Genomic DNA, 13,557 nt, shown 5'->3' with positions numbered 1-13,557 from the left:
GTTTCCTCGGCTCGTAGGGCCACCGGCACCGGACCGGCGGCGAATGCCCGACAACACCACCAAGCGTAGACACCCCCGCCGCTATCCGGGCTTGGTGCTCCGCTCGTCCGGGGCCTGCGGCAGGATGGACGTCACCTGGTACGTACGCGTCATGACAAACGTGATGGCACATACGTACTGAAGACAACCGCTGGAGACGCCCGGTGAGTTCCCCCGACCGAGAAGCCGACCGAGAAGTTCGCGCAGCGCGAAACGGTTCCGCGCGCGAGAGCGCGATCCCGCGCACCCTGGCGCCGCGCGGCATGCCCGCGCGCGGCCGCCGGCCCGTCGTCGCGGTCACCGGTGCCGCACGCGGCGTCGGAGCGCTGCTCACGCGGCGCCTCGCCGCGTCCGAGGAGATCAAGCACGTGGTGGCGATCGACGAGCGCCGCGGCGACGTCACCGAGGCGCAGTGGCACGTCCTGGACGTCCGCGACCCGGCGATCGCCGAGAAGCTGCGCGGCGCCGACGTCGTCGTCCACCTCGCGCTCGACCTCGACCTGGAGGGCGACGCCGCCGCCCGCACCGCCTACAACGTGCGGGGCACCCAGACCGTGCTGACCGCCGCGGCGGCCGCCGGGGTGCACCGGGTGGTGCTGTGCACCTCGGCCATGGTCTACGGGGCGCACCCGGACAACGACGTGCCGCTCGCCGAGGACGCGGAGCTGCGCGCCACCGCCGAGGCGACGGGCGTGGGAGACCTGCTGGAGATAGAGCGGCTGGCCAGGCGCGCGCCCCGGGCGCACCCCGGCCTGAACGTCACCGTGCTGCGGCCCGCCGTCCTGGTCGGCGGCACCGACACGGCCCTGACCCGCTATTTCGAGTCGCCCCGCCTCCTGGTGGTCGCCGGATCCCGGCCGACCTGGCAGTTCTGCCATGTGGAGGACCTGGTGAGCGCGCTGGAGTTCGCCGCCCTGGAGAAGGCGGAGGGGGAGCTGGCCGTCGGCTGCGACGGCTGGCTGGAGCAGGAGGAGGTCGAGGAGCTCACCGGCATCCGCCGCATGGAGCTGCCCTCGGCGGTCGCCCTCGGCGCGGCCTCCCGGCTGCACCGGCTGGGGCTGACCCCGTCCCCGGCGGGCGACCTCGCGTACACGATGCACCCCTGGGTGGTCAGCGGCCACCGGCTGCACGACGCGGGCTGGCGGCCGCGCTGGACCAACGAGGAGGTCCTCGCCGAGCTGCTGGAGGAGGTCGCCGGCCGCCACACCGTCGCCGGCCGCCGCCTGGGCCGCAAGGACGCCACCGCGGCGGGCGCCGCCGGCGCGACGGTGGCGCTGCTGGGCACCGCGGCCCTGGTGCGCAGGGCCCGCAAGGCCCGCCGCCGGCTGTAAACGGTTCACAGCGGCTCGCGGCGGTTCGCAGGGGGAACCCGCGGCACGGACGTACGGCGTACGGGCGTACGGGCCCAGGAGGGCCCTGCGCGGCCGGAAGGGGGCGTGGGCGACTCCCCGGCCCGGGTGGGGGCGCCGGGGGCCGGACGGGGCCGCCGGGGCCCGTAGAACCGCACAGGGCGCCTCGCGCGGGCGCTGGTGGAATCGCCGCGATCGCCGGCCGGGGGCATGCGGCACGATGGCTCCATGGCACCTCACCCGCCCTCCGGCACGCCCCGCCCCCGTACGCACCACGACCACCCCGGCGAGCTCGCCACCGGGGAGCCGATACGGCTTCTGGCGATCCGGGACACCCCGCTGTCCGTGGACGAGGTCTTCGCGGCGATCGGCGACGCCGCGGCGGGTGGCACCGCCCTCTTCGTGGGCACGGTCCGGGACCACGACGGCGGCGCGGACGTCACCGGGCTCGGCTACTCCGCGCACCCGACGGCCGAGGCCGAGCTGCGCCGGGTCGCGGAGAAGGTCGCGGCCGACTTCCCGGTGCGGGCGCTGGCCGCCGTCCACCGGGTGGGGGAGCTGGCCGTGGGGGACCTGGCGGTGGTGGTGGCGGTCTCGTGCCCGCACCGGGCGGAGGCCTTCGAGGCGTGCCGGCGGCTGATCGACGACCTCAAGCGCGAGGTGCCGATCTGGAAGCACCAGACCTTCGCGGACGGTACGGACGAATGGGTCGGCGCGTAGCGCCGTCGTCCTGGGGGCACCTCTGGGGGCACCTCCCAGCGGTAGCTGGGGGAGGTAGCTGGGGGCGGGTCGGCGCGTAGCGTGCCGACTGAGTGGCCCGGTGTCCGAAGTCGGCCACTATTGGGCCGTCCCTGGTTGCGTAACCGGCCCCCTGACGTAAGCGTTGAGACCGAAGATGATTAATCTGCTCATCGGTTCAATGGCGATTGCGTGAGGGGTCGGAGGCCGGCATGGCGGCGCTCGCTTGGTTGCTGATTCCCGCTGCGGCGGCCGTCGTGGCCGCGCTCTGGGGAAGCTGGGCGGCCAGAAACCGCAAGTCCGGGGATGTCGCGGAGCTGGCGGGTTACGCCAAGTTCCGTGAGGCGATGGAACGGGCCGAGTCCGGATCCGGTCCGGCGAGCTGACCCGAGTCGTCGGAGAGTTCCCATATCTGCCCCGGACGGACCGCCCCGAGGGTGGACTGCCGGACCGGTCCCGTACTGTCGTTCCATGCCCCGCCGCACCGCGACGATGCTCGCCTCCCTTCTGATGCTGATCGCGCTGCTCTGCGCAGGCGTGCTGATCCCCGTGCCCTACGCGGAGATGTCCCCGGGGCCGACGGTGAACACCCTGGGTGAGCACGGCGGTGAGCCGGTGCTCCAGATCTCCGGCCGCAAGACGTATCCGACGACCGGTCATCTCAATATGACGACGGTCCGTGTCACCGGCTCGCAGTACCGGATGAATCTGGTGGAGGCGGTCTGGGGCTGGCTCGCCCACGACAACCTGGTCGTCCCGCACAGCACGCTCTACCCGGACGACAAGTCCCCCGACGAGCTGAACCAGGAGACGGCGGAGGAGTTCAGCCAATCCCAGGAGAGCGCCAAGGTCGCCGCCCTGAAGCAGCTCGGCATCCCGGTGGGCTCGCGGGTCGTCGTGTCGTCCGTCGTCAAGGGCAGCCCCGCCGAGGGGACGCTGCACGCCGGAGACGTGATCAAGTCCGTCGACGGCACGGAGATCAAGCAGCCCGGCGACGTGGCCAAGCTGGTCACCCGGCACAAGCCGGGCGAGAAGGTGACGTTCCGGGTCGTTCCCGCCAAGGAGGCGGCCGCCGCGGAGAAGGAGAAGCGGGAGCCGAGGACGGAGGACACGGTCACCCTCGTCACCAACAAGGCCCCCGACGACAACAGGGCGATCGTCGGCATCCAGGCCGGTACGGACCACACCTTCCCGTTCACGATCAACATCAAGCTGGCGGACGTGGGCGGGCCCAGCGCCGGGCTGATGTTCGCACTGGGGATAGTCGACAAGCTCACGCCGGACGATCTGGCCGGCGGGAAGTTCATCGCGGGCACCGGCACGATCGACGACGACGGCAAGGTCGGCCCGATCGGCGGCGTGGAGATGAAGACGGTCGGGGCGCGCGACAAGGGCGCCCGCTACTTCCTCACGCCCAAGGACAACTGCGCGGCCGCCGCCAAGGACACCCCGTCGGGCCTGACCCTGATCAAGGTCGACACGATCAAGGACGCCCTCCAGTCGCTGGAGAAGCTCCGCAAGGGGGACACGGCCGGCCTGCCCCAGTGCAAGACGGGCTGACCGGCCCCCCCGCGGAGTCTTCCGGTGCGCTAGTCCTCGAAGGTGGCGGACAGCGCCTCGGCCAGGCCCGGCACCAGGTCGGCGCCGGTGAGGACCTCGGTCGGCGAGTCCTTCTCGCGCAGCCGGACGGCCGACTCCCGTGCGCCGTCGCGCAGCACGGCCACCGTCATCCGGACCTCCTGGCGGTCCGGGTGCTTGGCGACCCACGAGGCGAGCTGCTTGTCGTTCATGCCGTGGGGCACGGACGCCTCGGCGGACGGCGGGAGCATCAGCCGCTCCACGGTCAGGGCGCACCCCACCACGGCGTCGGGCCAGGCGATGGTGCCCAGGAACTTGTCGAGGGCGGTGCCCTTGGGCAGCTCCTCCTGCTCGATGGGGGTGAAGGAGGCGCTGGCCGACGCCTCGTCGTCGAGGCCGAGCTGGGCGGCCAGACCGGGCTCCTGGGTACGCAGCCGGGCCGTGTCGACCAGGGCGAACAGGCGCGCGGGCTGATCCCAGCCCAGGGTGGAGGCGTACTCGTCGATCTCGAGCACGGCACGGGTGAGCGGGCTGGCCGCCATGGGGACGCTGGGCTCCTGGGAGCCGGGAAGGTTCGAACCGGTATTGCTGGACATGGTCAATATCGTGCCCTGACCGAGCCCGAAAACGGGAACCGAGTAAAGCGTCGGTAAGTTGCCACTGTGGGTCCTACTATCGCGTGGGCCTGATCGACAACTCGTTCCCCAAGCTTCACAGCGGCTCGGTCGAGCTCGATCGACAAGCTTCATCGACAGCGAACTTCGAGGTGCGCACCTTGGCTTTCCAGATGCCGGACCGCGGCGGAGGCCCGTCCGGGCCACGGATCAGAGTCGGCCGACCGTCCCGGCGTGTCCGGACCCTGCTGATGACCCTGGGCGTGCTGGCGGTGCTGGCCATGCTCTTCGTCATGTTCGCCGGGTTCTGGACCGACTGGCTCTGGTACCGCTCGGTCGACTACTCCTCCGTTTTCACCACCACCCTCGGCACCAAGATCGGCTTGTTCGCCGTCTTCGGCCTGCTGATGGCCGTGGCGGTGGGAACGAACATCTGGCTGGCGCACCGGCTGCGGCCGCCGCTGAGCGCGATGTCCATGGAGCAGCAGAGCCTCGACCGCTACCGGATGAGCATCGCCCCCTACAAGCGGTGGGTGCTGCTGGCGGTCACGTCGCTGGTGGGCCTGGTCGCGGGCGCGTCCGCCGCCGGCCAGTGGCGCACCTGGCTCCAGTGGGTCAACGGCGTGTCCTTCGGACAGCGGGACCCGCAGTTCCACAAGGACATCTCCTTCTACACCTTCGACCTGCCCTGGTACCGCTTCCTGCTGAGCTTCGGCTTCGCGGCGGCGGTCCTGTCGCTGATCGCCGCCGCCCTGGTGCACTACCTCTACGGCGGGCTGCGGCTCACCAGCCCGGGCGGCCGGGCCACGGCGGCGGCCACGGGGCACCTGTCCGTGCTGCTCGGCGTCTTCGTGACGCTGAAGGCCGTCGCCTACTGGCTGGACCGCTACGGGCTCGCCGTGAAGTCCAGCGGCCTGAAGTCCACCGAGGGCTGGACCGGGCTGCGCTATGTGGACGCGAACGCCTATCTGCCGGCCAAGACGATCCTGTTCATCATCGCGCTGATCTGCGCCGTGCTGTTCTTCGCGACGCTCTGGCGGCGCACCTGGCAGCTGCCGGTGATCGGCTTCGGCCTGATGGTGCTCTCGGCGGTGCTGATCGGCGGGCTCTACCCGGCGATCGTGCAGAAGTTCCAGGTCCAGCCGAACGAGCAGGCCAAGGAAGCGCCCTACATCAAGAAGAACATCACCGCGACCCGTGAGGCCTACGGCATCGACGGGTCCGAGGTGACGGACTACGTGGGCAAGAGCGATCTGAAGGGCAAGAGCCAGCAGGACAAGGAGCGGCTGCGCGCCGCGGCGGACTCCACCGCCAGCATCCGCCTGCTCGACCCGAACATCGTCTCGCCCACCTTCCAGCAGCTCCAGCAGGTGAAGGGCTACTACCAGTTCCCCTCCACGCTGGACGTCGACCGCTACAAGGTCGACGGCAAGGAGCAGGACACGGTCATCGGTCTGCGCGAGCTGAACATCAACGGCATCCCCGAGCGCAACTGGATCAACGACCACTTCAAGTACACCCACGGCTACGGCGCCATCACGGCCAAGGGCACCACCGCCGTCGGCGAGGGCGACCCCGCCTTCACCGAGCGGGACCTGCCCACCAAGGGCGCGCTCGGCAAGTACGAGCAGCGGGTGTACTACGGCGAGAAGACCACCCAGTACTCCATCGTGGGCGGCCCGCAGAAGGAGCTCGACTACTCCGGCGACAGCGGCGAGAAGAGCTACAGCTACGAGGGCAAGAGCGGCGTCAGCCTCGCCAATCCGGTCAACCGGGCCGCCTACGCGGTGGCGTTCGGCGAGCCGCAGATCCTCTATTCGGGCGCCATCGGCGACGGCTCGCGGATTCTGTACAACCGCACGCCGAAGGAGCGCGTCGAATCCGTCGCCCCGTGGCTGACGATCGACGGCGACGCCTATCCGGCGGTGGTCGACGGGCGCATTCAGTGGATCGTCGACGCGTACACCACGACCAACGGCTATCCCTACGCCTCGCGCACCACGCTCGGCGATTCCACGGCCGATTCGCTGACCACCGGTCAGCGCGCGGTGGTGGCCCAGCAGAATCAGGTCAACTACATCCGCAACTCCGTCAAGGCGACCGTGGACGCCTACGACGGCACGGTGAAGCTGTACCAGTGGGACACCAAGGACCCGGTGCTCAAGACCTGGATGAAGGCCTTCCCGGGCACGGTGAAGGCGAAGAGCGAGATCAGCGCCGGTCTGCTGGACCACCTGCGCTACCCGCAGGACCTCTTCAAGGTGCAGCGCGAACTGCTGACCCGCTATCACGTCACCAACCCCGGCACGTTCTACACCGGCAGCGAGCGCTGGCAGGTCCCGGACGACCCGACCAACAAGTCGGGCAACGCGGTCCCGCCGTACTACCTGAGCATGCGGATGCCGGGCCAGCCGGCGTCGGCGTTCTCGCTGACGACGACGTTCACGCCGAAGAGCCGGGAGAACCTGGGCGCCTTCATGGCCGTCGACGCCGATGCCAAGAGCTCCGGTTACGGAAAGATCAGAATTCTGAAGCTGCCGTCGGAGACCACGACCTCGGGTCCCCAGCAGGTCCAGAGCAAGTTCAACGGCGACCCCGAGATCGCCAATAAGATCAATATTCTGAAGCGCGGCGATTCCGAGATCGAGTACGGAAACCTGCTGACCGTGCCGCTGGACGACGGCCTCCTGTATGTGGAGCCGGTCTATGTGCGCGGCGCGGGCTCCAACTTCCCGCGTCTGAAGAAGGTGTTGGTCACCTACGGTGACAAGACCGCCTTCGAGGACGACCTCGGCAAGGCCCTCGACGCCGTGTTCGAGGTGAAGAGCCCCGCGCCCGGCACCAAGCCGCCCACCGAGGGCACCACGCCCCCGGCCAGTGAGAACCCGACGGTCAAGCAGGCCGTGAAGGATGCTCAGGACGCCTTCGACGCAGGGCAGAAGGCGCTGGAGAGCAAGGACTGGGCCGCCTACGGCAAGGCCCAGCAGGATCTGAAGGCCGCTCTCGACCGGATCGCCAAGGCCGAGGCCGCGGCGCCCGGCGGCGGCACCAAGCCCGGCAGCTGACCGCCCCGCCCCCCGCGTCGTCGTGGTACGGTTGTGCCACAACGACGCGGGGTGGAGCAGCTCGGTAGCTCGCTGGGCTCATAACCCAGAGGTCGCAGGTTCAAATCCTGTCCCCGCTACTCAAAGACAAGGCCCGGAGTTATCGGACTCCGGGCCTTGTTCGTGTACCGGGCCGCCGGACGGCCGCCCGAGTGCCGTGTGCGAGGCCGCTGTCGGCTGTCCGGGTGGTCTGTGCGGGTTGTGTGCGGGGCTTTTGATTAGAGTTTGGGGCACCGCCGTGTCGGGAAGTCGGGAAGTCGACAAAACGCTGAAGTGACCTCACTGACTGCGGTATTCGTGGTGTACGCAGGTTGCGGGAGTGCGACGATGGGACTTATGGGGGACAAGGCGAGGCTGTTGGAAACACGTCGGCTTGTAGCGGCTCCCGGGGACGGGAGCCACCGGGACGATCAGGACCCGTCGTCGTCCGGCCCGGGGGGGCCGGTGGGGACCACCGAGACGCGCGAGGGATCCGAGCCCTCCTGCGCCACCGAGGCGGCCGACCTTGAGCTGGAGACGGCCCGCCGCCGCGCCGCCGAGTCCGGGGACCCCGCATCCCTGAGCAGGCTCGGCGCCCTGCTGCTGCGCCGCGGCGACCTGGACGGCGCGGAGCGCCATCTGCGCGCCGCCACCGCCGAGGGCGACCGCTCCGCCGCCAACAACCTGGGCGTCCTGCTGCACCAGCGCGGCTACGCCGACGAGGCCGCCAGCTGGTGGCGCGTCGCCGCCGTCGCGGGCTCCGCCGCGGCCGCCCACGCCCTGGGCCGCTACCACCGCGAGCGCGGCGACGAGCCCGCCGCCGAGTACTGGCTGCGGCAGTCCGCCGAGTCCGGGCACGCGCTGGGCGCCTACGCCCTCGCGGACCTGCTGGAGCACCGCGGCGACGTGGGCGCGGAGCGCTGGTTCCGCTCCGCCGCCGAGCGCGGCCACCGCGAGGCCGCGTACCGGCTGGCGCGGATACTCGACGGCCGGGCGCCACGAGCCGCCCAGGACGCCGCCAACGGCCTTGCCGCGGGCCTCGGCCCGCCCACCGGCGGCCGCCATGTGAACGTCGGCGGAGGCGACACCTCCGTGCGCGAGCTGCGCGCCGCGGCCGCGGGCGGCCGCCGCCAGGACGGCCCCGCGGGCGAGGCCGAACAGTGGTACCGGCAGGCCGCCGCCCGTGGCCACCGCCGTGCCGCCCTCCACCTGGGCACCCTGCTGGAGGGGCGCGGCGAGACCCAGGAGGCCGCGCGCTGGTACCTCACCTCCGCCAAGGACGGCGAGCCGCGCGCCGCCTGCGCCCTGGGCTTCCTGCTGCGCGACGCCGGGGACGGCGACAGCGCCGCCGTGTGGTGGCGCCGAGCGGCCCAGGAGGGCGACGGCAACGCCGCCAACGCCCTGGGCGCCCTCCACGCCGACCGCGGCGAGTCCCAGCAGGCCGAGCGCTGGTACCGCGCGGCGCTGGACGCGGGCGACATCAACGGCGCGTACAACCTCGGCCTGCTCTGCGCCGAGCAGGGCCGCACGGCCCAGGCCGAGCAGTGGTACCGCCGCGCCGCCTACGCCGGGCACAAGGAGGCCGCCAACGCGCTGGCCGTCCTGCTGCTCCAGCACGGCGACTCCGCCGGGGCCGAGCCGTGGTTCTCCAAGGCCGCCGAGGCCGGCAGCGTGGACGCCGCCTTCAACCTGGGCATCCTCTACACCGGCCGCGACGAGGAGGACCTGGCCTTCCAGTGGTACGAGCGCGCCGCGGCCGCCGGGCACACGGACGCGGCGCTCCAGGTCGCCATGGCCCTGCTGCGGGACGGCGGCGCGGAGGACACCTACGAGGCGGAGCGCCATCTGCGGATCGCCGTCAGGGGCGGCAACGCCGAGGCGGCCTTCCGGCTGGGCGCCCTGCTCGACCGCGACGACGAGACCCGCGGCGAGTGCGAGGAGTGGTACGAACGCGCCGCCCGGCAGGGCCACCGGCGGGCCCAGGTGCGCCTGGGCATGCTGGTCGCCCAGCGTGGCGACGCGGGCGCCGCCGCCCACTGGTACCGGGAGGCCGCCCAGGCCGGCAGCCGCAACGGCGCCTTCAACCTCGGGCTGCTGCTGGCCCGTGAGGGCAGGGAGCAGGAGGCCGCGCTGTGGTGGGCCCGGGCCGCCGAGGCCGGGCACGGCCGGGCCGCGCTGCGGCTCGCCCTGCTCGCGGCGCGGCGCGGCGACCTCGCCGAGGGGCGGCTGTGGTGCGCGCAGGCGGTCGAGCTCGGCCCGGCGGAGGTCGCCGAACGGGCGGCCCGGCTGCGGGACGCGCTTCAGCAGGAGCTCAGCGCGTAGGCCGCGCCCGGTGGCCGCCGGCCGTACCGCGATGTAAGCGGGCTCGTAAGGGCGTTTGCATCAGCGGTCACGGACGGGTTAGAGTAAGCGCATCGACGCGGGGTGGAGCAGCTCGGTAGCTCGCTGGGCTCATAACCCAGAGGTCGCAGGTTCAAATCCTGTCCCCGCTACTGATACGAAAGGCCCGGATCCATGGGATCCGGGCCTTTCGTCATGCCGCGGAGCAGTTCGGGCAGATGCCGCGGTAGGTCACCTCGACGGCGGAGACCTGGAAGCCGAAGCGCTCCTCGGCCGGGAGGTCGCCCAGCAGGTCGCCGGAGGGGTGGACGTCGCGGATCGTGCCGCACCGGGAGCACACCAGGTGCTGATGGGCGTGGTGCGCGTTGGGGTCGTAGCGCTTGGCGCGGCCGTCCGTGCTCACCTCGAGGACCTCGCCCAGGGAGACCAGCTCGCCGAGCGTGTTGTACACCGTGGCGCGCGAGATCTCCGGCAGGAGACCGGCGGCCTTGGCGTGCACCTCGTCGGCGGTGTAGTGCACATGGTCTCCGTCGAGCACTTCGGCGACGACGCGTCGCTGCGCGGTCAGCCGCCAGCCGCGGCCCCGGAGCCGTTCCAGCAGGTCACTCATGCCATTCACCTATCAGTCAGATAGGACCAGCGTAGCAGCGGGACTTGTCCACCACTGGATCCCATATTTGTGTCGTCGGCATCTTGACTTAGACAAAGTCCAATGTAGGATCGATCTCGGCTCAGGCCAAGAGGCAGACGATCTGACGACGGAGGCGTACGTGTCGACGAACGGCGAGGCGGCAACGGTGACGGGACCGCTGACCACGGAGTCCGGTGCTCCGGTCGCGGACAACCAGAACAGCGAGAGCGCGGGCTTCGGCGGGCCCATGCTGATCCAGGACCAGCTGCTGCTGGAGAAGCTCGCCCACTTCAACCGCGAGCGGATCCCGGAGCGCGTCGTGCATGCCCGTGGCGCCGGTGCCTACGGCACCTTCACCGTCACCGCCGACGTCACCCGCTGGACCCGGGCGAAGTTCCTCTCCCGGGTGGGCAAGGAGACCGAGACCTTCCTGCGGTTCTCGACGGTCGCCGGCAACCTCGGCGCGGCGGACGCGGTCCGTGACCCCCGCGGCTTCGCGCTGAAGTTCTACACCGAAGAGGGCAACTACGACCTCGTCGGCAACAACACCCCGGTGTTCTTCATCAAGGACGCCATCAAGTTCCCCGACTTCATCCACACCCAGAAGCGCGACCCGTACACCGGCTCGCAGGAGGCGGACAACGTCTGGGACTTCTGGGGCCTGTCGCCCGAGTCCACCCACCAGGTGACCTGGCTCTTCGGCGACCGGGGCATCCCCGCCTCGTACCGCCACATGAACGGCTACGGCTCGCACACCTACCAGTGGAACAACGAGGCCGGCGAGGTCTTCTGGGTCAAGTACCACTTCAAGACCGACCAGGGCATCAAGAACCTCCCCCAGGACGAGGCCAACAAGCTCGCGGGCGAGGACCCCGACAGCCACCAGCGCGATCTGCGCGAGGCCATCGAGCGCGGCGACTTCCCGACCTGGACCGTCCAGGTGCAGATCATGCCGGCGGACGAGGCGGCGAACTACCGCTTCAACCCGTTCGACCTGACCAAGGTCTGGCCGCACGAGGACTACCCGCCGATCGAGATCGGCAAGCTGGAGCTCAACCGCAACCCCGAGAACATCTTCGCCGAGGTCGAGCAGTCGATCTTCTCGCCGGCGCACTTCGTGCCGGGCATCGGCCCGTCCCCCGACAAGATGCTCCAGGGCCGGCTCTTCGCCTATGGTGACGCCCACCGCTACCGCGTCGGTATCAACGCCGACCACCTGCCGGTGAACCGCCCCCACGCCACCGAGGCGCGCACCCACTCCCGTGACGGCTCCCTCTACGACGGCCGCCACAAGGGCGCGAAGAACTACGAGCCGAACAGCTTCGGCGGCCCCTTCCAGACGGACCGGCCGCTGTGGCAGCCGGTGCCCGTCACCGGGGTCACCGGCAACCACGTCGCTCCCTCGCACGCCGAGGACAACGACTTCGTCCAGGCGGGCAACCTCTACCGCCTGATGTCGGAGGCGGAGAAGGAGCGCCTGATCGCCAACCTCGCCGGCTTCATCGCCAAGGTGTCGCGCGACGACATCGCCGAGCGCGCGATCAACAACTTCCGCCAGGCGGACCCCGACTACGGCAAGCGGTTGGAGGCCGCCGTCCAGGCCCTGCGCGGCTGACGACCCTGGACGCTTGCCGTACAAACCGAAGAGGCCGGACGCCAAGGGGCTCCGGCCTCTTCGGCCTGCTCCCGGCATCCTCCGCGCCGGCTCCGGCTCACGCACCTCCGCTCATACGCCTCCGCTCACGCGGAGACCGTCGCCGGCTGCGCGCGCCGGCGCGCGGGCAGCCAGCAGCGGATGATGTCGCGCACCGAGACCACCCCCACCGCCTCGCTGCGGTCGAGGACGATCAGATGCCGGAACTCGCCGCGCGACATCGCGGCCGCCGCCTCCTCCAGCGTCCACTCGGGGGTCGCGAAGACGACGTCGGTGGTGGTGTGGCCGTGGGCGGTCTCGCGGTCGGGATCCTGGCCCGCCCCGACCGCGTCGAGTATGTCGCGCTCGGTGAGGATCCCGAGCCCATAGGTGTCGGGGTCGAGGACGACCGCCGCGCCCACCCTGCGGGCGGACATCAGCCGGGCGGCCTGGCGGAGGGTGTGCGCGGGGCCGATGGTGAGGACCACCGTGCTCATGGCGTCGCGGACGAGCATGGCCGTAGCCACCTCCTTGGTGGACTGCGATGCGATCCCGGAACGTTCCCGGAACCGTGAACTCCAGCAGGAAACGCCGGACTTCACAAGTTCACAAACCGGGGAGGCTGTCATCGTCACACACCGTCAAGAGCGCGAACAAGGCCTGAACAGGGGTGATTTTTGCCAGATTTTTACGACGCCTTGTGGGTTTAGGACGCTCCGGAGTGCTTACCGCCGCAGGTAGTTCAGCATCTCGTCGTGGAGCAGCCCGTTCGACGCCGCCGCGTTGCCGCTGTGCGGCCCCGGACGCCCGTCCAGCCCCGTGAAGCGGCCGCCCGCCTCCTCGACGATGACGACGTTCGCCGCCATGTCCCACAGCGACAGCTCCGGCTCGGCGCAGATGTCCACCGACCCCTCGGCGACCATCATGTACGGCCAGAAGTCGCCGTAGCCCCGCGTCCGCCAGCAGGCGCGCGTCAGCTCCAGGAAGCCCGGCAGCATCCCGCGCTCCTCCCAGCCGCTCAGCGAGGAGTAGGCGAACGACGCGTCCGCCATCCGGCCCACCCGGGAGACCTGGAGCCGGTTGGCCGATGTCAGGCTGCGCCCGGTGTAGGCGCCCGACCCCTTCGCCGCCCACCAGCGCCGGCCCAGCGCCGGCGCCGACACCAGGCCCACCACCGGCTCGTAACCGATCTCACCCTGATACTCCGTCTGCACCATCAGGGAGATCAGCGTCGCCCAGACCGGCACTCCGCGCACATAGTTCTTGGTGCCGTCGATCGGGTCGATCACCCAGCGGCGCGGGCCCGAGCCCTCGCTGCCGAACTCCTCGCCCATCACCGCGTCACGCGGCCGGGCGCGATGGAGCTGGCCCCGGATCAGCTCCTCGGCGGCCTTGTCCGCCTCGCTCACCGGGGTCATGTCCGGTTTGGTCTCGACCTTGAGGTCGAGGGCCTTGAACCGGTCCATGGTGGCCGCGTCGGCGGCGTCCGCCAGGACATGGGCCAGACGCAGATCATCGTGGTAATCGGACATGCCACGCACACTACCCGGGG

11 protein-coding genes and 2 tRNA genes are annotated in these 13,557 nt (G+C 70.7%); 9 read left to right on the top strand and 4 right to left on the bottom strand.

Going from position 1 to position 13,557, the window contains the following annotated elements; all coding sequences use genetic code 11:
- Positions 1-203: 203 nt before the first annotated feature.
- From ACFYZR_RS29855 to ACFYZR_RS29840, 4 genes are all read left to right on the top strand, one after another.
- Entirely contained in the window at positions 204-1,370 is a 1,167-nt protein-coding gene (locus tag ACFYZR_RS29855; protein WP_391915917.1) for an SDR family oxidoreductase, read from the top strand.
- 246 nt (positions 1,371-1,616) lie between these two features.
- Complete coding sequence (locus tag ACFYZR_RS29850) at positions 1,617-2,108, top strand: molybdenum cofactor biosynthesis protein MoaE (protein WP_391915914.1); 492 nt, start codon at positions 1,617-1,619, stop codon at positions 2,106-2,108.
- Positions 2,109-2,338: 230 nt separating this feature from the next.
- Positions 2,339-2,512, top strand: a complete 174-nt coding sequence (locus ACFYZR_RS29845) for a hypothetical protein (RefSeq protein ID WP_164737834.1) — start codon at positions 2,339-2,341, stop codon at positions 2,510-2,512.
- Between the two features lie 85 nt (positions 2,513-2,597).
- Entirely contained in the window at positions 2,598-3,686 is a 1,089-nt protein-coding gene (locus tag ACFYZR_RS29840) for a PDZ domain-containing protein (protein WP_391915911.1), read from the top strand.
- A gap of 29 nt (positions 3,687-3,715) precedes the next feature.
- On the opposite strand, the gene ACFYZR_RS29835 is transcribed toward ACFYZR_RS29840, so the two are convergent.
- The gene (locus ACFYZR_RS29835) at positions 3,716-4,300 is read right to left on the bottom strand and encodes a PPA1309 family protein (RefSeq protein WP_391915908.1); all 585 of its coding nucleotides are present in this window, start codon (positions 4,298-4,300) and stop codon (positions 3,716-3,718) included.
- Between the two features lie 191 nt (positions 4,301-4,491).
- On the opposite strand from ACFYZR_RS29835, the gene ACFYZR_RS29830 reads away from it, so the two are divergent.
- From ACFYZR_RS29830 to ACFYZR_RS29815, 4 genes are all read left to right on the top strand, one after another.
- Positions 4,492-7,383, top strand: a complete 2,892-nt coding sequence (locus ACFYZR_RS29830; RefSeq protein WP_391916054.1) for a UPF0182 family protein — start codon at positions 4,492-4,494, stop codon at positions 7,381-7,383.
- Between the two features lie 45 nt (positions 7,384-7,428).
- Positions 7,429-7,502: transfer RNA gene (locus ACFYZR_RS29825), tRNA-Met, on the top strand.
- 247 nt (positions 7,503-7,749) lie between these two features.
- Entirely contained in the window at positions 7,750-9,723 is a 1,974-nt protein-coding gene (locus tag ACFYZR_RS29820; RefSeq protein WP_391915906.1) for a tetratricopeptide repeat protein, read from the top strand.
- A gap of 96 nt (positions 9,724-9,819) precedes the next feature.
- Positions 9,820-9,893 (top strand) — tRNA-Met (locus ACFYZR_RS29815).
- Between the two features lie 41 nt (positions 9,894-9,934).
- On the opposite strand, the gene ACFYZR_RS29810 is transcribed toward ACFYZR_RS29815, so the two are convergent.
- Positions 9,935-10,351: a Fur family transcriptional regulator gene (locus ACFYZR_RS29810; RefSeq protein ID WP_391915904.1), complete on the bottom strand. Its 417-nt coding sequence runs from the start codon at positions 10,349-10,351 to the stop codon at positions 9,935-9,937.
- Positions 10,352-10,511: 160 nt separating this feature from the next.
- Between ACFYZR_RS29810 and ACFYZR_RS29805 the strand changes: the two genes are divergently transcribed.
- A complete protein-coding gene (locus ACFYZR_RS29805; RefSeq protein WP_391915902.1) occupies positions 10,512-11,987 on the top strand; it encodes a catalase in 1,476 nt (491 codons plus the stop codon).
- 125 nt (positions 11,988-12,112) lie between these two features.
- Here the strand turns inward: ACFYZR_RS29805 and ACFYZR_RS29800 are convergent, their stop codons facing one another.
- Positions 12,113-12,520 carry a cyclic nucleotide-binding/CBS domain-containing protein gene (locus ACFYZR_RS29800; protein WP_391915899.1) on the bottom strand — a complete coding sequence of 136 codons (408 nt, stop codon included), beginning with the start codon at positions 12,518-12,520 and terminating at the stop codon, positions 12,113-12,115.
- Between the two features lie 210 nt (positions 12,521-12,730).
- Positions 12,731-13,537 (bottom strand): histidinol-phosphatase, encoded by an 807-nt coding sequence (gene hisN / locus ACFYZR_RS29795; protein ID WP_391915897.1) that lies wholly within the window; start codon positions 13,535-13,537, stop codon positions 12,731-12,733.
- Positions 13,538-13,557 lie beyond the last annotated feature (20 nt).

It is taken from the genome of Streptomyces sp. NPDC001678 (assembly GCF_042892945.1).
In the GTDB taxonomy this organism is placed as follows: domain Bacteria; phylum Actinomycetota; class Actinomycetes; order Streptomycetales; family Streptomycetaceae; genus Streptomyces.
Note: the sequence above shows the minus strand (reverse complement) of the source record. Positions and strands in the feature narration are given on the sequence as shown.